At 60.6% G+C, this 16,687-nt stretch carries 16 protein-coding genes; 9 read left to right on the forward strand and 7 right to left on the reverse strand.

The genetic code is table 11. The features are described from left to right. Positions 1 to 68: 68 nt before the first annotated feature. Entirely contained in the window at positions 69 to 596 is a 528-nt protein-coding gene (locus CKW18_RS18825) for a TRAP transporter small permease (protein ID WP_095190184.1), read from the forward strand. Further along, positions 596 to 1,876, forward strand: coding sequence for a TRAP transporter large permease (locus CKW18_RS18830; RefSeq protein ID WP_095190185.1), 1,281 nt, complete (start codon positions 596 to 598; stop codon positions 1,874 to 1,876). Before CKW18_RS18825 ends, CKW18_RS18830 begins: the two co-directional genes overlap by 1 nt. Before the next feature lie 48 nt (positions 1,877 to 1,924). Here CKW18_RS18830 and CKW18_RS18835 read toward each other — a convergent pair whose 3' ends face one another. The 3 genes from CKW18_RS18835 to CKW18_RS18845 form a co-directional block, all read right to left on the reverse strand. Beyond that, positions 1,925 to 2,725: a sulfite exporter TauE/SafE family protein gene (locus CKW18_RS18835; RefSeq protein WP_095190186.1), complete on the reverse strand. Its 801-nt coding sequence runs from the start codon at positions 2,723 to 2,725 to the stop codon at positions 1,925 to 1,927. A gap of 9 nt (positions 2,726 to 2,734) precedes the next feature. Further along, complete coding sequence (locus CKW18_RS18840) at positions 2,735 to 3,979, reverse strand: FAD/NAD(P)-binding oxidoreductase (protein WP_095190187.1); 1,245 nt, start codon at positions 3,977 to 3,979, stop codon at positions 2,735 to 2,737. Positions 3,980 to 4,147: 168 nt separating this feature from the next. Further along, positions 4,148 to 4,489 carry a helix-turn-helix transcriptional regulator gene (locus tag CKW18_RS18845; RefSeq protein WP_095190188.1) on the reverse strand — a complete coding sequence of 114 codons (342 nt, stop codon included), beginning with the start codon at positions 4,487 to 4,489 and terminating at the stop codon, positions 4,148 to 4,150. Positions 4,490 to 4,592: 103 nt separating this feature from the next. Here CKW18_RS18845 and CKW18_RS18850 point away from each other — a divergent pair, with 103 nt between their 5' ends. Next, positions 4,593 to 5,456, forward strand: coding sequence for an MBL fold metallo-hydrolase (locus tag CKW18_RS18850; protein ID WP_095190189.1), 864 nt, complete (start codon positions 4,593 to 4,595; stop codon positions 5,454 to 5,456). 87 nt (positions 5,457 to 5,543) lie between these two features. Here CKW18_RS18850 and bkdR read toward each other — a convergent pair whose 3' ends face one another. Then, the gene (gene bkdR, locus CKW18_RS18855) at positions 5,544 to 6,032 is read right to left on the reverse strand and encodes a Bkd operon transcriptional regulator BkdR (protein ID WP_025111414.1); all 489 of its coding nucleotides are present in this window, start codon (positions 6,030 to 6,032) and stop codon (positions 5,544 to 5,546) included. 185 nt (positions 6,033 to 6,217) lie between these two features. Between bkdR and CKW18_RS18860 the strand changes: the two genes are divergently transcribed. The 5 genes from CKW18_RS18860 to CKW18_RS18880 all read left to right on the forward strand — a co-directional run bounded on the left by CKW18_RS18860 (position 6,218) and on the right by CKW18_RS18880 (position 12,408). Further along, entirely contained in the window at positions 6,218 to 7,453 is a 1,236-nt protein-coding gene (locus CKW18_RS18860) for a 3-methyl-2-oxobutanoate dehydrogenase (2-methylpropanoyl-transferring) subunit alpha (RefSeq protein ID WP_095190190.1), read from the forward strand. Between the two features lies 1 nt (position 7,454). Further along, the gene (locus CKW18_RS18865; protein ID WP_008086973.1) at positions 7,455 to 8,513 is read left to right on the forward strand and encodes an alpha-ketoacid dehydrogenase subunit beta; all 1,059 of its coding nucleotides are present in this window, start codon (positions 7,455 to 7,457) and stop codon (positions 8,511 to 8,513) included. Beyond that, complete coding sequence (locus CKW18_RS18870) at positions 8,514 to 9,782, forward strand: dihydrolipoamide acetyltransferase family protein (protein ID WP_095190191.1); 1,269 nt, start codon at positions 8,514 to 8,516, stop codon at positions 9,780 to 9,782. Positions 9,783 to 9,785: 3 nt separating this feature from the next. Beyond that, entirely contained in the window at positions 9,786 to 11,159 is a 1,374-nt protein-coding gene (gene lpdA, locus CKW18_RS18875) for a dihydrolipoyl dehydrogenase (RefSeq protein ID WP_095190192.1), read from the forward strand. A 229-nt stretch (positions 11,160 to 11,388) separates the two neighbouring features. Then, on the forward strand, positions 11,389 to 12,408 hold the full coding sequence (locus CKW18_RS18880; RefSeq protein WP_008086978.1) for a branched-chain amino acid aminotransferase: 1,020 nt from the start codon (positions 11,389 to 11,391) through the stop codon (positions 12,406 to 12,408). Positions 12,409 to 12,485: 77 nt separating this feature from the next. Here the strand turns inward: CKW18_RS18880 and CKW18_RS18885 are convergent, their stop codons facing one another. The 3 genes from CKW18_RS18885 to CKW18_RS18895 form a co-directional block, all read right to left on the reverse strand. After that, positions 12,486 to 13,307: a TIGR03915 family putative DNA repair protein gene (locus tag CKW18_RS18885; protein ID WP_095190193.1), complete on the reverse strand. Its 822-nt coding sequence runs from the start codon at positions 13,305 to 13,307 to the stop codon at positions 12,486 to 12,488. Then, entirely contained in the window at positions 13,304 to 14,524 is a 1,221-nt protein-coding gene (locus CKW18_RS18890) for a putative DNA modification/repair radical SAM protein (protein ID WP_095190194.1), read from the reverse strand. Before CKW18_RS18890 ends, CKW18_RS18885 begins: the two co-directional genes overlap by 4 nt. A gap of 147 nt (positions 14,525 to 14,671) precedes the next feature. Then, complete coding sequence (locus tag CKW18_RS18895; protein WP_095190195.1) at positions 14,672 to 15,427, reverse strand: helix-turn-helix transcriptional regulator; 756 nt, start codon at positions 15,425 to 15,427, stop codon at positions 14,672 to 14,674. Positions 15,428 to 15,505: 78 nt separating this feature from the next. Here CKW18_RS18895 and CKW18_RS18900 point away from each other — a divergent pair, with 78 nt between their 5' ends. Further along, positions 15,506 to 16,669, forward strand: a complete 1,164-nt coding sequence (locus CKW18_RS18900) for a cytochrome P450 (RefSeq protein WP_095190196.1) — start codon at positions 15,506 to 15,508, stop codon at positions 16,667 to 16,669. Positions 16,670 to 16,687: the final 18 nt, after the last annotated feature.

Below are 16,687 nucleotides of genomic sequence, written 5' to 3' on the forward strand. Positions count from 1 at the left end.
CCTCAATGAAAGGCCCGGCAGCGCTGGCGTCACTCGACGTCCGCGCGGCCCGGTTACGGTGGAACCCGATGAAGAATTTGCTGTTGCGCATCAATGACCGGATCTACATGGCTTGCATCTGGGTCGCCGGCCTGTCCGTTCTGGCCATCGCCCTGATTATTCCCTGGGGTGTTTTTGCCCGTTACGCCCTCGGCACCGGCTCGAGCTGGCCGGAGCCCACCGCCATCCTGTTGATGATGGTGTTCACCTTTATCGGCGCCGCTGCCAGTTATCGTGCCGGCGCGCACATGGCCGTGGCGATGGTTACCGACCGCTTGCAACCGAACATGCGTAGAACCATGAGCATTGTTTCGCAACTGCTGATGGGCACTATTTGTCTGTTCATGACCATTTGGGGCGCCAAGTTGTGTCTGTCGACCTGGAACCAGTTCATGAGCGCCCTGCCCACTTTGCGCGTCGGTATCACCTACATGCCGATCCCGATTGGTGGCGCGCTGACGCTGGTCTTCGTGTTGGAAAAACTCATTCTCGGTGATCAGAGCAACCGTCGCGTGGTGCGCTTCGACCTGGTTGAAGAAAACGAAGGGGCTGCCTGATGGACGCATTGATTCTGCTGGGCAGTTTTATCGCACTGATCCTGATCGGCATGCCGGTCGCTTACGCTCTCGGGCTATCGGCTTTGATCGGTGCCTGGTGGATCGACATTCCGTTCCAGGCGCTGATGATTCAGGTCGCGGGCGGGGTGAACAAATTCTCGTTGCTGGCGATTCCGTTCTTCGTCCTCGCCGGGGCGATCATGGCCGAAGGCGGCATGTCACGCAGGCTGGTGGCGTTCGCCGGTGTGCTGGTGGGTTTCGTGCGGGGCGGCTTGTCGCTGGTCAACATCATGGCCTCGACGTTTTTCGGGGCGATTTCCGGATCCTCCGTAGCCGATACTGCGTCGGTGGGTTCGGTGCTGATTCCGGAAATGGAGCGCAAAGGCTATCCACGGGATTTCTCCACGGCGGTGACCGTCAGCGGTTCGGTGCAGGCGTTGCTCACGCCGCCGAGCCACAACTCGGTGCTCTATTCGCTGGCGGCTGGCGGCACTGTGTCGATTGCCTCGCTGTTCATGGCCGGCGTGGTGCCGGGCCTGCTGATGAGCGCGTGCCTGATGGTGTTGTGCCTGATCTTCGCGCGCAAACGCGACTACCCCAAAGGCGAAGTCATCCCGCTGCGTGAGGCCCTGAAGATCTGCGGCGAAGCGTTGTGGGGGCTGATGGCGATGGTGATCATCCTCGGCGGCATTCTTTCGGGGATCTTTACTGCAACCGAGTCGGCGGCCATCGCCGTGCTCTGGGCATTCTTCGTCACCATGTTCATCTATCGCGACTACAAATGGAGCGAACTGCCGAAACTGATGCACCGCACGGTGCGGACGATTTCGATCGTGATGATCCTGATCGGCTTCGCCGCCAGCTTCGGCTACATCATGACCCTGATGCAGATCCCGGCGAAAATCACCACGCTGTTCCTGACCCTGTCGGACAACCGTTATGTGATCCTGATGTGCATCAACGTCATGCTCTTGTTGCTCGGCACGGTGATGGACATGGCGCCGCTGATCCTGATCCTCACGCCGATCCTGATGCCGGTGATTCTCGGCATCGGCGTCGACCCGGTGCAGTTCGGCATGATCATGCTGGTCAACCTGGGGATCGGGCTGATAACGCCGCCGGTAGGTGCGGTGCTGTTTGTCGGTTCGGCAGTGGGCAAGGTCAGCATCGAAAGCACGGTGAAGGCGCTGCTGCCGTTCTATGCCGTGCTGTTTCTGGTGTTGATGCTGGTGACCTACGTTCCGGCGATTTCGCTGTGGTTGCCGCATTTGGTGTTGTAACGCTGTAATTGTGGTGAGGGAGCAGGCTCCCTCACCACAATGTTTACCTCACGCCCGCAACAACATATACCCCGCCACCACCAGACACACGCTGGCAAACCCCACCTGCAACGCCCGCGCCGGCACCCGCGCACAAAGCTTGCGACCGATGATCATCCCCACGATGCTGGCGACGATGAACGCCGCACCAAGGCTGTCGATCCGCACTCCGGCATGAAACGCGCCGATCACCCCGATCGCCGAAATCAGGCTGATCACCATCAACGACGTGGCAACGATGCCGCGCATCTGCACGTCGGTCAGTTGCTTGAACGCCGGCACGATCAGGAAGCCGCCCCCCACACCCAGCAACCCGGACACCACCCCGGTGACCGCCCCCAACGCCGCGAGCGTCGCGGTGCATTTGGCGGTCCAGTCGAAGCGCCCGGTCTCTGCATCGAGCATGCAGTTCTTCTGCCCCCAACTGCCGTGACCGTGATCGCTCGGCCCTGCTTCCTGACGCTCGCGACGCAGCATGCGCCAGGCAACCATGACCATCAGCAGACTGAACAGGATCATCAGGATCTTCTCCGGCAACTGATGCGCGAAGTAGATCCCCAGCGGCGAAAACACCGCGCCCAGTGCGGCAATCAACAGCGCCGCGCGGTAACGCACCAGACCATGACGCAAGCCATCGATAGCGCCGACCGCCGCCGCACTGCCGACGGCAAACAACGCCACCGGCGCCGCCTGGGTCATCGTCCAGCCGAGCCCGAGCACCAGCGCCGGTACCGCGAGAATCCCGCCGCCGGCCCCGGTCAACCCGAGAACCAGCCCCATCACTACGCCAAACAGACTTGCCAGCAACATAGGGAGTACTCAGTCAACCTTCGACAAACCGGTCAGCCACTCGCGGCCCTTGAGCATGCCGTTCCAGTAGAACCACGGCAGCAACGTTGCCTTGAGCCACCAGGCCGAACGACGCGGCACGGTCGGGTCCAGTGCAAAGGTCGGCAACAATTTGCCGGCGTAGCCGAACTCGGCGAGGATCACTTTGCCCTTCTCCACCGTCAGCGGGCAGGAACCGTAGCCGTCGTACTTCAGCGGCAGCGGCTGTTGTTTGCGCAAGGCCAACAGGTTTTCCGCGACCACGACGACCTGCTTGCGCACGGCCGCCGCGTTTTTTGCGTTGCTGGTGCCGCAGATATCGCCGAGCGCGAACACCTCGGGGTAGCGCGGATGCTGCAGGCTGTGCGGATTGACTTCGCACCAGCCGCCGGCGTCCGCCAGAGGGCTTTGCGCGATGAAATCCGGCGAAACCTGCGGCGGCACGACGTGCAGCAGGTCAAAGGTTTTCGCCTGTTGGCTGACATTGCCGTCGGCGTCCCTGACCTCGAACCACGCGGTTTTCGTCGGGCCGTCGACCTTGAGCAGATTCGCGTTGAACGCCAGTTGCGCGTTGTACTTTTCGATGTACTTCATCAGCGGCGGCACAAACGTCGCCACACCGAACAGCGCCGCGCCAGCGAGGTTGAACTCGACCTCGACCTTGTTCAGCACGCCGTTTTTTCGCCAATAATCACAGGACAGATACAACGCCTTTTGCGGTGCACCGGCACATTTGATCGGCATCGCCGGTTGGGTGAACAGAGCCTTGCCACCGCGCAGTTTCTGCACCTGGTCCCAGGTGTATTGCGCGTGCTGATAGCTGTAGTTGGAGGTCACGCCGTGCTGGCCGAGGCTTTCCTGCAAGCCTTCGATTTTTTCCCAGGCCAGACGCAGGCCGGGGCAGACGATCAGGTTTTGGTAGCTGACGGTGCGCTGATCGTTGAGGGTGAGTTGGCGATTGTCGGGATCAATACTCGTAACCGCTGCCTGAACCCAAGTTGCCTGACGCGGCATCACTTTGCTCATCGGTCTTACGGTGTCTTTGACGTCGTAAGCGCCACCCCCGACCAGCGTCCAGGCAGGTTGGTAATAGTGCTTGTCGCTCGGTTCGATCACGGTAATGTTCAAGTGCGGATCGCGCTTGAGCAGACTGGCGACGAAGCCAATGCCGGCAGTGCCGCCGCCGATGACCACGATATCTGCACTGATGGATGGGCCCCAGTGTTGATCGTTCATTGCTTGTTCCTTATGGCTGCACGCAAGGATTTTCGGCCATCACACAAATCCCAATGTGGGAGCGAGCCTGCTCGCGAAGGCGGACTATCAGTCGAATAAAGTATTGACTGAACCGCCGCTTTCGCGAGCAGGCTCGCTCCCACAGGGTTGATGTGTTCTGGCAGGTATTTATGGGTGACCGAGGCTTTTCAGCACCGCGCCGCAATACAAGCCGGAGAGGGTTTTCATCACCTGGATGACTTCAGGGCTGGCAAGGCCGTAAAAAATGTACTTGCCTTCACGACGTGTCGCGACAAGCCCTTCATCGCGCAGGATGCCCAACTGCTGAGACAGCGTCGGCTGGCGCACGCCGGTCATTTTTTCAAGCTCGCCGACGTTGCGCTCGCCTTGGGTCAACTGGCACAGGATCAACAAACGGTCTTCATTGGCCATCGCCTTGAGCAGCGCACAGGCCTTTGACGCCGACGCGCGCAATTGCGCGACTTCACACTCGGTCAGACTGGATTGCATTTGCATGATGCCTTCAACGTCACTTAAGCTGCGAACATTATGTTTTTACATAAAGTGTTGCAACCCCGACTGACTTTTCGTCCTCCCGTACAGGTCCACGTCCATGCCCGCGCTGATTGAAGCTTTCCTCGACCCCGCCTCCTCGACCTACAGCTATGTGGTCTACGAGGCCGACGGCGGACAATGCGCGATCATCGACCCGGTGCTCGATTACGATGGCGCCGCCGGGCGTACCTGCACCGCCCAGGCCGACAAGCTCATCGCCTTCGTCCGCGCGCATCACCTGCAAGTGCAATGGCTGCTGGAAACCCACGCCCACGCCGACCACTTGTCCGCCGCGCCGTATCTGCGCCGGGAGCTGGGCGGCAAGATCGCCATCGGCGAGTCGATCAGCAAAGTGCAAAACGTGTTCAAGGCGTTGTTCAATCTGGAGCCGGAATTCTGTGTTGATGGCTCGCAGTTCGATCACCTGTTCGCGCCGAACGAGTCATTCCAGATCGGCAATCTCAACGCCACCGCACTGCACGTGCCTGGCCACACCCCGGCGGACATGGCCTATTTGATCGACGGCGAACAGATCCTGGTCGGCGACACGCTGTTCATGCCCGACGTCGGCACCGCGCGCTGCGACTTCCCCGGTGGCAACGCTCATCAACTGTTCAACTCGATCAAGAAACTGCTGGCCTTCCCGGCCGGCGTGAAACTCTACGTGTGCCACGATTACCCGCCGCAGGGTCGAGAACCGCAGTGCCAGACCACTGTCGGTGAGCAGCGCAAAAGTAACATTCACGTGCATGACGGCATCGATGAAGCCGCGTTCGTCGAAATGCGCACGAAGCGTGATGCCGGGTTGGGCATGCCGACGCTGTTGCTGCCGGCGATACAGGTGAATGTTCGGGCGGGGAATTTTCCGGCGTCGGAAGACAATGGCGTGGTGTATCTGAAGATTCCGATCAATAAGCTTTAACGTCAAAAGATCGCAGCCTGCGGCAGCTCCTACAGGAGAAATGCGAATCCAATGTAGGAGCTGCCGCAGGCTGCGATCTTTTGATCTTCACGCCCCCAGCGTCAACCCATTCGCCGGCAGCGGCAACGCCGTCTTGTAGCGCACCTGCTTGAGCGCAAAGCTCGACCGGATATTCGCCACCCCCGGCACTTTGGTCAGGAAGTCCATCATGAATCGCTCCAGCGACTGAATCGTCGGCACCAGCACCCGGATCAGATAGTCCGGGTCACCGGCCATCAGGTAGCACTCCATCACCTCGGGGCGGTCGGAAATCGCTTCCTCGAAATGTTGCAGGGCCTCTTCCACCTGCTTTTCCAGGCTGACGTGAATAAACACGTTCACATGCAAGCCCAGCAAATCGGCATCCAGCAACGTTACCTGCTCGCGAATCAGCCCTAATTCTTCCATCGCCTTGACCCGGTTGAAGCACGGCGTCGGCGACAGATTTACCGAGCGTGCGAGGTCGGCGTTGGTGATGCGCGCGTTCTCCTGAAGGCTGTTGAGAATGCCGATATCGGTACGGTCCAGTTTGCGCATGAGACAAAACCACCTGTTTTTTATGTTTATGCAGAATTTCTATCTGCAAATGATCGCCAGCGCAACGAAACAGAGATAAATATTCTTCTTGCCCGGGCCTATGATTGTTGTAGGACAAGATTTCTTCTACCGAAGAATGACTGCCAGCTCACTACAAGAAATTCACAAGATCGAGCGTAGAAGCCATGACCCAAGCGTATGAACCGCTGCGTCTGCACGTCCCTGAACCCTCGGGCCGCCCAGGCTGCAAAACCGACTTTTCCTACCTGCATCTGACCGATGCCGGCACGGTGCGCAAACCTTCCATCGACGTAGAACCCGCCGACACCGCCGACCTCGCCCGTGGCCTGATCCGCGTGCTCGACGACAAAGGCAATGCCCTCGGTCCGTGGGCCGAGAACGTCCCGGTCGAGATCCTGCGCAAAGGCATGCGCGCCATGCTCAAGACGCGGATCTACGACAACCGCATGGTGGTTGCCCAGCGTCAGAAAAAAATGTCGTTCTACATGCAAAGCCTTGGCGAAGAAGCCATCGGCAGCGCCCAGGCTCTGGCGTTGAACATCGACGACATGTGCTTCCCGACCTACCGTCAGCAAAGCATCCTCATGGCCCGCGAAGTGCCGCTGGTCGACCTGATCTGCCAACTGCTGTCCAACGAGCGCGATCCGCTCAAGGGCCGTCAGTTGCCGATCATGTACTCGGTCAAGGAAGCCGGTTTCTTCACCATTTCCGGCAACCTCGCCACCCAGTTCATTCAAGCGGTTGGCTGGGGCATGGCTTCAGCGATCAAGGGCGACACGAAAATCGCCTCGGCGTGGATCGGCGACGGCGCCACCGCCGAATCGGACTTCCACACCGCCCTCACATTCGCTCACGTTTACCGGGCGCCGGTGATCCTCAACGTGGTCAACAATCAATGGGCAATTTCCACCTTCCAGGCGATTGCCGGTGGTGAAGCCACCACTTTCGCCGGACGCGGCGTCGGTTGCGGCATCGCCTCGCTGCGCGTCGATGGCAACGATTTCTACGCTGTGTACGCCGCTTCCGCCTGGGCTGCCGAACGCGCCCGCCGCAACCTCGGCCCGACCATGATCGAATGGGTCACCTACCGCGCCGGCCCGCACTCCACCTCCGACGATCCGTCGAAATACCGTCCTGCCGATGACTGGAGCCACTTCCCGCTGGGCGACCCGATTGCCCGCCTGAAACAGCACCTGATCAAGGTCGGCCACTGGTCGGAAGAAGAGCACGCTGCCGTCAGCGCCGAGCTTGAAGCCGAAGTGATTGCCGCGCAGAAACAGGCCGAACAATACGGCACCCTAGCCGGCGGCCAGATTCCGAGCGCCGCGACCATGTTCGAAGACGTCTACAAAGAGATGCCGGAGCACTTGAAGCGCCAGCGTCAGCAGTTGGGGATCTGACATGAACGATCACAACAACAATATCCAGTTGGAAACCGCCATGACCACGACCACCATGACCATGATCCAGGCCCTGCGCTCGGCCATGGATGTGATGCTTGAGCGTGACGACAATGTGGTGGTGTTCGGTCAGGACGTCGGCTACTTCGGCGGCGTGTTCCGTTGCACCGAAGGCCTGCAGACCAAGTACGGCGCCTCTCGGGTGTTCGATGCGCCGATTTCGGAAAGCGGCATCGTCGGCGTCGCCGTCGGCATGGGCGCTTACGGTCTGCGCCCGGTGGCTGAAATCCAGTTCGCCGACTACGTCTACCCGGCATCCGACCAGATCATTTCCGAAGCCGCGCGCCTGCGCTATCGCTCGGCCGGCGAGTTCACCGCACCGATGACCCTGCGCATGCCTTGCGGCGGCGGCATCTACGGTGGCCAGACTCACAGCCAGAGCATCGAGGCGATGTTCACCCAGGTCTGCGGTTTGCGCACGGTCATGCCGTCCAACCCGTATGACGCCAAAGGCCTGTTGATCGCCTCCATCGAAAACGATGATCCGGTGATCTTTCTGGAACCGAAACGCCTGTACAACGGCCCGTTCGACGGCCACCACGACCGCCCGGTAACGCCGTGGTCGAAACACCCGCAAGCCCAGGTCCCGGACGGTTACTACACCGTGCCGCTGGACGTTGCCGCGATCACCCGTCCGGGCAAGGACGTCACCGTACTGACCTACGGCACCACCGTGTATGTCTCGCAAGTTGCCGCTGAAGAAAGTGGCGTCGACGCCGAAGTCATCGACCTGCGCAGCCTGTGGCCGCTGGATCTGGAAACCATCGTCAAATCCGTGAAGAAAACCGGCCGCTGCGTGGTGGTCCACGAAGCCACCCGTACCTGTGGTTTCGGCGCCGAACTGGTGTCGCTGGTGCAAGAGCACTGCTTCCATCACCTGGAAGCGCCAATCGAACGCGTCACTGGTTGGGATACCCCCTACCCGCACGCGCAAGAGTGGGCGTATTTCCCAGGCCCGTCCCGAGTGGGCGCGGCGTTGAAACGGGTCATGGAGGTCTGAATGGGCACGCACGTTATCAAGATGCCGGACATTGGCGAAGGCATCGCAGAAGTGGAACTGTCGCAGTGGCACGTCAAGGTCGGTGATCTGGTGGTTGAAGATCAGGTGCTGGCGGACGTGATGACCGACAAGGCGATGGTCGATATTCCGTCGCCGGTTCATGGCAAGGTCATTGCCCTCGGCGGTCAGCCGGGTGAAGTGATGGCGGTCGGCAGTGTGCTGATCAGCATTGAAGTGGAAGGTGCGGGCAATCTGAAAGAGTCGGCTCCTGTAGCTGCAAAAGAGCCTGTTGCGCCGAAAGTCGAAGCGGTCGTAGAGAGCAAACCTGCCGCAGCCGCCGCACCGCGTCCGGCTGCTGTTTGCCAGGGTCCGATGGTTGCCCGCGAAGCGGATGAACGGCCACTGGCCTCCCCGGCCGTGCGCAAACATGCGCTGGATCTGGGCATTCAGTTGCGTCTGGTGCGTGGCTCTGGCCCTGCCGGTCGCGTGTTGCACGATGACCTCGAGGCCTATCTGGCGCAAGGTCAGTCCAACGCCTCGGCGCCTGCATCCGCCGCTTACGCCCAGCGTAACGACGAAGAACAGATTCAAGTGATCGGCATGCGCCGCAAGATCGCCCAGCGCATGCAGGACGCCACCCAGCGTGCCGCGCACTTCAGCTATGTCGAGGAAATCGACGTCACCGCGATTGAAGAACTGCGTGCGCACCTGAATGAAAAACACGGCGCCAGCCGTGGCAAGTTGACGTTGCTGCCGTTCCTCGTCCGCGCACTGGTCGTCGCCCTGCGCGACTTCCCGCAGATGAACGCCCGTTACGACGACGAAGCCCAGGTCATCACTCGCCTTGGCGCGGTGCATGTCGGTGTTGCCACGCAAAGCGATGTTGGTTTGATGGTGCCAGTGGTGCGTCACGCCGAAGCCCGCAGCTTGTGGGACAGCGCCGCCGAGATCTCACGCCTGGCCAATGCCGCGCGCAATGGCAAGGCCAGCCGCGATGAACTGTCAGGCTCGACCATTACCCTGACCAGCCTCGGTGCGCTGGGCGGCATTGTCAGCACACCGGTGCTGAACCTGCCGGAAGTGGCGATCGTCGGCGTCAACAAAATCGTCGAACGGCCAATGGTGGTCAAAGGCCAGGTGGTGATCCGCAAGATGATGAACCTCTCCAGCTCGTTCGATCACCGCGTGGTCGACGGCATGGACGCGGCACTCTTCATCCAGGCCATTCGTGGCCTGATCGAACAACCTGCCACTCTGTTTGTGGAGTAAGTGATGTCGACTTTGAACACCACGCTGCTGATCATCGGCGGCGGCCCCGGCGGTTACGTCACGGCCATTCGCGCCGGGCAACTGGGCATACCGACCATTCTGGTCGAAGGCCAATCGCTGGGCGGCACGTGCCTGAACATCGGCTGCATTCCGTCGAAAGCACTGATTCATGTGGCCGAGCAGTTTCACCAGACACAGCATCACAGCCAGCATTCGGCACTGGGCATCAGTGTTTCGGCGCCGACGCTGGACATCAGCAAAAGCGTTGAGTGGAAGGACGGCATCGTTGATCGCCTGACCACCGGCGTCGCCGCACTGCTCAAGAAGAACAAGGTTCAGGTCATCACTGGTTGGGCCAAGGTTATCGATGGCAAAACCGTGGAAGTCGGCGACACGCGCATCCAGTGCGAACACTTGGTGCTCGCCACCGGTTCAACCAGCGTCAACTTGCCAATCCTGCCGATTGGCGGCCCGATCATCTCTTCCACCGAAGCATTGGCGCCGAAGTTGGTGCCCAAACGTCTGGTCGTGGTGGGTGGTGGTTACATCGGTCTGGAGCTGGGCATTGCTTATCGCAAGCTTGGCGCCGAAGTCAGTGTGGTCGAGGCGCAGGATCGCATCCTGCCTGCCTATGACGCTGAACTGACGCAACCGGTGCACGACGCGCTGAAGCAACTCGGCGTGAAGTTGTACCTCAAGCACAGCGTTCTGGGCTTCGACGGCAGATTGCAAGTGCGCGACCCGAACGGCGACACCCTGAATCTGGAAACCGATCAGGTGCTGGTGGCCGTGGGTCGCAAACCCAATACCCAAGGCTGGAACCTCGAAGCGCTGAATCTTGAGATGAGCGGTTCGGCGATCAAGATCGACAGCCGCTGCCAGACCAGCATGCGCAACGTCTACGCCATCGGCGACTTGAGCGGCGAGCCGATGCTGGCTCACCGTGCCATGGCCCAGGGTGAAATGGTCGCCGAGTTGATCAGCGGCAAAAATCGCGAATTCAACCCGACCGCCATCGCTGCCGCGTGCTTCACCGACCCGGAACTGGTGGTGGTCGGCAAGACGCCGGACGAGGCCAAGGCTGCCGGGCTGGACTGCATCGTCTCCAGCTTCCCGTTCGCCGCCAATGGCCGGGCGATGACGCTGGAGTCCAAAACCGGCTTCGTGCGCGTGGTCGCTCGTCGGGACAATCATCTGATTGTCGGCTGGCAAGCGGTGGGGGTCGGGGTTTCCGAGTTGTCCACGGCGTTCGCGCAAAGTCTGGAAATGGGCGCGCGGCTGGAAGACATCGGCGGGACCATTCATGCGCATCCGACCTTGGGTGAAGCGGTGCAGGAAGCGGCGTTGCGTGCGCTTGGGCATGCACTGCACCTCTAGGCCCCTTCGCGAGCAGGTCGAATCGTCGCACCGTCGCTCCCACATTTGGAATGCATTTCCCTGTGGGAGCGGGCTTGCTCGCGAATTCTTGAGAGCAACACGATTTATCTGTGTGTCATCCGATAGTCCGGGCTGCGAAACCGCTCAAGAATGAAGTATTGTTGTGCCCATCCAAAAAACGTCAGAAGCCTTGAACCGTTTCGACGGTTGTTCAGTGATAGAGGGTGTCATGGGTAACGAAAGCATCAATTGGGACAAGCTGGGTTTTGACTACATCAAGACCGACAAACGCTATCTGTCGTACTTTCGCGATGGCGAGTGGGACAAAGGCACCCTGACCGAAGACAACGTGCTGCACATCAGCGAAGGCTCGACTGCCCTTCACTATGGCCAGCAGTGCTTCGAAGGCATGAAGGCCTATCGTTGCAAGGACGGCTCGATCAACCTGTTCCGTCCGGACCAGAATGCCCTGCGCATGCAACGCAGCTGCGCGCGTCTGCTGATGCCGACCGTCGACACCGAGCAGTTCATCGAAGCCTGTAAGGCAGTGGTTCGTGCCAACGAGCGCTTCATCCCGCCGTATGGCACTGGCGGCGCGCTGTACCTGCGCCCGTTCGTGATCGGCGTGGGTGACAACATCGGCGTGCGCACCGCACCCGAGTTCATCTTCTCGATTTTCTGCATTCCGGTTGGCGCCTACTTCAAGGGCGGCCTGACCCCGCACAACTTCCAGATCTCCAGCTACGACCGCGCCGCCCCACAAGGCACCGGCGCAGCCAAGGTCGGCGGCAACTACGCCGCCAGCCTGATGCCGGGCTCGAAAGCGAAGAAAGCCAACTTCGCCGACGCGATCTACCTGGACCCGATGACCCACACCAAGATCGAGGAAGTCGGTTCGGCCAACTTCTTCGGGATCACCCACGACAACAAGTTCATCACACCGAACTCGCCATCGGTATTGCCGGGCATCACCCGTCTGTCGCTGATCGAACTGGCGAAATCGCGTCTGGGCCTGGAAGTGGTTGAAGGCGACGTGCTGATCGACAAGCTGTCGGACTTCAAGGAAGCCGGTGCTTGCGGTACCGCTGCGGTGATCACCCCGATCGGCGGCATCAGCTACAACGACCACCTGCACGTGTTCCACAGCGAAACCGAAGTCGGCCCGGTCACCCAGAAACTCTACAAAGAGCTGACCGGTGTGCAGACCGGCGACATCGAAGCGCCAGCGGGCTGGATCGTCAAGGTTTGATCTGACGGCTGCTGATGCACAAAAGCCCCCACCGGGAAACCGGTGGGGGTTTTTATTTAAAGCGATCTTTTGATCTTTCATTTCAACGCGATGCGTTTACCGGTGCGCCCGGCAATCCCGCTCGCCTGCCCATTCTGCTGCTTGCCCATCCGCGCCTGGGTAATCAGCCCGGGGATCAATTCTCCCTCCGGCAAATTCTTCCAGAACCGTACCGGCAAATGCCCCTGCATGACCTTCTCGTTCAATCGCGCCGGATTAAAGATATGGCTGTAATAGGTCAGCCACAGATCACCATGGGGATCGTCGACGTTCTGCGCCAGTTGCTGCCACTCCACCGGGCATTGGCGCTGGTGTACCAGTTGTTCGCCGTCGTAATAGACGCCGTCACGCGGTGTGGCGATCAGCCAGCGATGCTGTCCCATCCGCCCGATGAAATGCTCACTGGCGCTGTGCAGAATGTCGTGAGCCGGTTCGTGCCACGCCACGTATTGTGGACCCGGCAAATCTTTCGGCCGTTCGATGAAACGCACGAACGCATGCAAATGGTGGGCTTCGCGGTGCACTTGCTTGATCCGACGTTGCAACTCGCTGCCCAGTTTGTCCCCGGCCATCATCGCCGTACGGTCGCCGTGACTGACCCGCCACAACACCTCGTACAGCAGACTCCAGCGCTGATCGCCGCGATAACGCGAGGCTTGCTCCAGTGTGTCGAGCAGCGCGCGAGGGATGCGGGCCTGAAACGGTCCCTGGCCCTCGGGCACCGAAACATCGCTGGCAAACAGGTCGCCGACGCCCTCCGCGGCCCAACTCACCAGACTGGGATCGATCTCATGACTCAGCAACCAGCGCGCCTGCTGGCGCCAGGTGTCGAACAGGTCGTCGCAATCCAGATTGATCATCCCCACAACCCCATTTGCTGCGGCTGCGGCCGGTCGCGCAATTGCTGATAGAGCATGTGGCTGGTGACCTCGGCCTGCTGCGGATGGTAGTCGCTGGTGATAATGAACGGCTTGGCCTTGGCCAGCACGCAGCGCATGCGCGCGACATCTTCGTAGCGGATCCGCCGCTGCCGACGCAGTTCCACCAGACGTTCGGTGGTGCGCAGGCCAATGCCGGGGATGCGGGCGATCAGTGCGGGCTCGGCGCGGTTCAGATCCAGCGGGAAGACCTCGCGATTCTGCAGCGCCCACGCCAGTTTCGGGTCGATATCCAGCGCCAGATTGCCCGGCCCCTTGAGCAGCTCACCGGCGCTGTAGCCGTAACTGCGCAACAGGAAATCGGCCTGATACAAGCGGTGTTCGCGCATCAGCGGCGGCGCGGCCAGCGGTACGCTTTTCGGGCTGTCGGGGATCGGGCTGAACGCCGAGTAATAGACCCGGCGCAGGCGGAAATTGCCGTACAGGCTCTGGGCGCTGTGGAGAATCGTGCTGTCGTCGGTATCATCGGCGCCGACAATCATCTGAGTACTCTGCCCGGCCGGGGCGAACTTCGCCGAACGAGGTTCGTTGAGTACCGTTTGCACACCGGTATAGATGGTGTTCATGGCCTGCTTGATCGAGCCGATCTGCTTCTCCGGCGCCAGGGTTTGCAGGCTGGCATCGGTGGGCAATTCGATGTTCACGCTCAAGCGATCGGCGTATCGCCCCGCTTCTTCGATCAGGGCCGGATCGGCTTCGGGAATGGTTTTGAGGTGGATATAGCCACGAAACTCATGCTCTTCGCGCAGCAACTTCGCCACGCGTACCAGTTGCTCCATGGTGTAGTCCGCCGAACGGATGATCCCCGAGCTGAGAAACAGCCCGCTGACACAGTTTCGGCGGTAGAAGTCCAGGGTCAGGCTGACCACTTCTTCAGGCGTGAACCGTGCCCGCGGCACGTCGCTGGAACGGCGGTTGACGCAGTATTGGCAATCGTAGAGACAGAAATTGGTCAGCAAAACCTTCAACAACGAGACACAACGCCCGTCCGGCGTATAGCTGTGGCAAATGCCCATGCCGTCAGTCGAGCCCAGACCGCTCTTGCCCTCGGAGCTGCGCTTGGGCGCCCCGCTGCTGGCGCAGGACGCGTCGTATTTGGCGGCGTCGGCGAGGATGCTGAGCTTGTCGATGATTTGCATGGCGCGAACCCTATACTGTTTGTACATACAGTATAGGGCCGACCGCAGCGACACAAGGTGGCAAATGCGCCCCTCGTCGGCCAGACGCTCAAGATCAAGCGATCGCAGCCTTCAGCAGCTCCTGCATGGATTCGGCAGGGTCGGAATTTATCGGGTGTACACACCTCCTGTAGGTGCCGAAGGCTGCGATCTTTTGATCTTTGCCTCCATCGGCAACTCAACACCCAATCGCCCTGCAATCTCCTTATGCCCCAAAGCCGTCAACCCCAACGCCCGACTGTCCAGATCCTGCGTTACCCACTTGCTCTTCAACGCCGTCTGCAACAGCGCGGCCCCCAGCGACCCACCCAGATGCGGCCGGCGCATGCTCCAGTCCAGGCACGGGCAGGCGAACCGCCGACGCTGCGTCGACAAACTCGCGACCTCAACCCCCAACCCCTCAAACAAAGCCTCACCACTGTCGCTCAAGCGATATGCCTGCTCGTCAATCTGCACCAGCCATCCCGCCTCGATCAGGCGATCGTGCAGCAACACCGCCAGCGTCCCGGCCATATGGTCGTAACAGGTGCGGGCGAATTGCAGGCGATCCGGCGTGTGCGGTTTGAAGGTGGGCGCGGCGCTTTGGCTGATCACCATCAAGGCTTCCAGCGCCTGGGCCACGCGTTGGTCGGCGAGGCTGTGATAACGATGGCGCCCCTGCACATGCACACGCACCAGCGCCAGATCCTTGAGCCTGGCCAGATGCGCGCTCGCAGTGGAGGCGCTGACTTCAGCAATGGCTGCCAGTTCAGTGCTGGTGCGGGCGTGGCCGTCCATCAGTGAGCAGAGCATTTTGGTCCGTGCTGGCTCCGCGATGGCGGCGGCCACCTGCGAGACGCCAATGTCTTGATCTTCTGCGTGCATATTTCGCTCCCCGACGAATCATCGCCGCCTTGGACTGAAGATACTCGCATGACTTTCCCACCGACAAGGCTGTGAACCATGGACCCCATCATCGCTGCGACCCATGCCGACCCCTACCCCTACCCCTACCCCTACCCCTACTACGCCACATTGCGCGCCGAAGGTGGGCTGACCTTCCATCACGGATTGAAATTGTGGATCGCCAGCAGCGCCCGCGCGGTGTGTGCGGTGTTGGCACATGCCGATTGCCGAGTGCGTCCGGTACAGGAACCGGTGCCCAACGCAATTGCCGAGGGTACGGCGGGCAAGGTGTTCGGGCTGTTGATGCGGATGAATGACGGTGAGCGTCAGCGCTGCCCGCGCTCAGCGGTCGAGCCCGAGTTGGAACGGATCGATGTCGACGCCGTTAACGCGCTGGTGGCCGCGCGCCTGATCAGCGCAGATGCCCACGGCTTATATAAGGCAATGTTTCGCGGCCCGGTGTGCGTGGTCGCCGCGTTGCTCGGCTTCACTCCGGCGCAAGGCCGAGCGATCAGCGAGTTGACCGCAGAATTCGTAGCGTGCCTGTCGCCCTTGAGCAACGACCTGCAACTGGCGGCGGCCCACGCGGCGGCGGAACAGTTGCGCGGTTGTTTCATTGAGTTGCTCGCTGAGCCTGAAAGCGCTTTGCTGAGGGGTATCCGGAAGCGGTTTACAGGCGACGAGGAAACCCTCATCGCCAACCTGATCGGCCTCTGCTCGCAGACCCATGAAGCCACTGCCGGCCTGATTGGTCATGCATTGATCGCACTGCAACGCCAGCCGTCATTGCGCGATGCATCGATGGACGCGCTGCTGGCTGAAGTTCAGCGCTTCGACCCTTCAGTGCAGAACACCCGGCGTTTTGCGGCGCAATCCTGCGAAATCGACGGTGTCCGCGTTGAGGCCGGCGATGTGATACTGGTGCTGCTGGCCTCGGCCAACCGCGATCCCTTATTGAATGAACAACCTGACCGGTTTCTGCTGGAACGACCGAATCGCCGCAGCTTCAGTTTTGGCAGCGGGCGGCATCAATGTCCCGGACAGAGCCTGGCGATGAGTATTGCCGCGGCCACCGTCAACCAAATCCTTGCCAATGACATCGACCTGACACAGCTCACCTGGCGCTACCGCCCTTCCCTGAATGGGCGAATTCCGTCGTTCAGTATTAGCAGTGCGTCAGGCTGTGACGCTGTGGCAGATGGGCAACATCTGCCAGGATAAACGGCGTGTGAGCCCTGA

This window comes from Pseudomonas sp. Irchel 3E19, assembly GCF_900187585.1.
GTDB classification, from domain to species: domain Bacteria; phylum Pseudomonadota; class Gammaproteobacteria; order Pseudomonadales; family Pseudomonadaceae; genus Aquipseudomonas; species Aquipseudomonas baetica.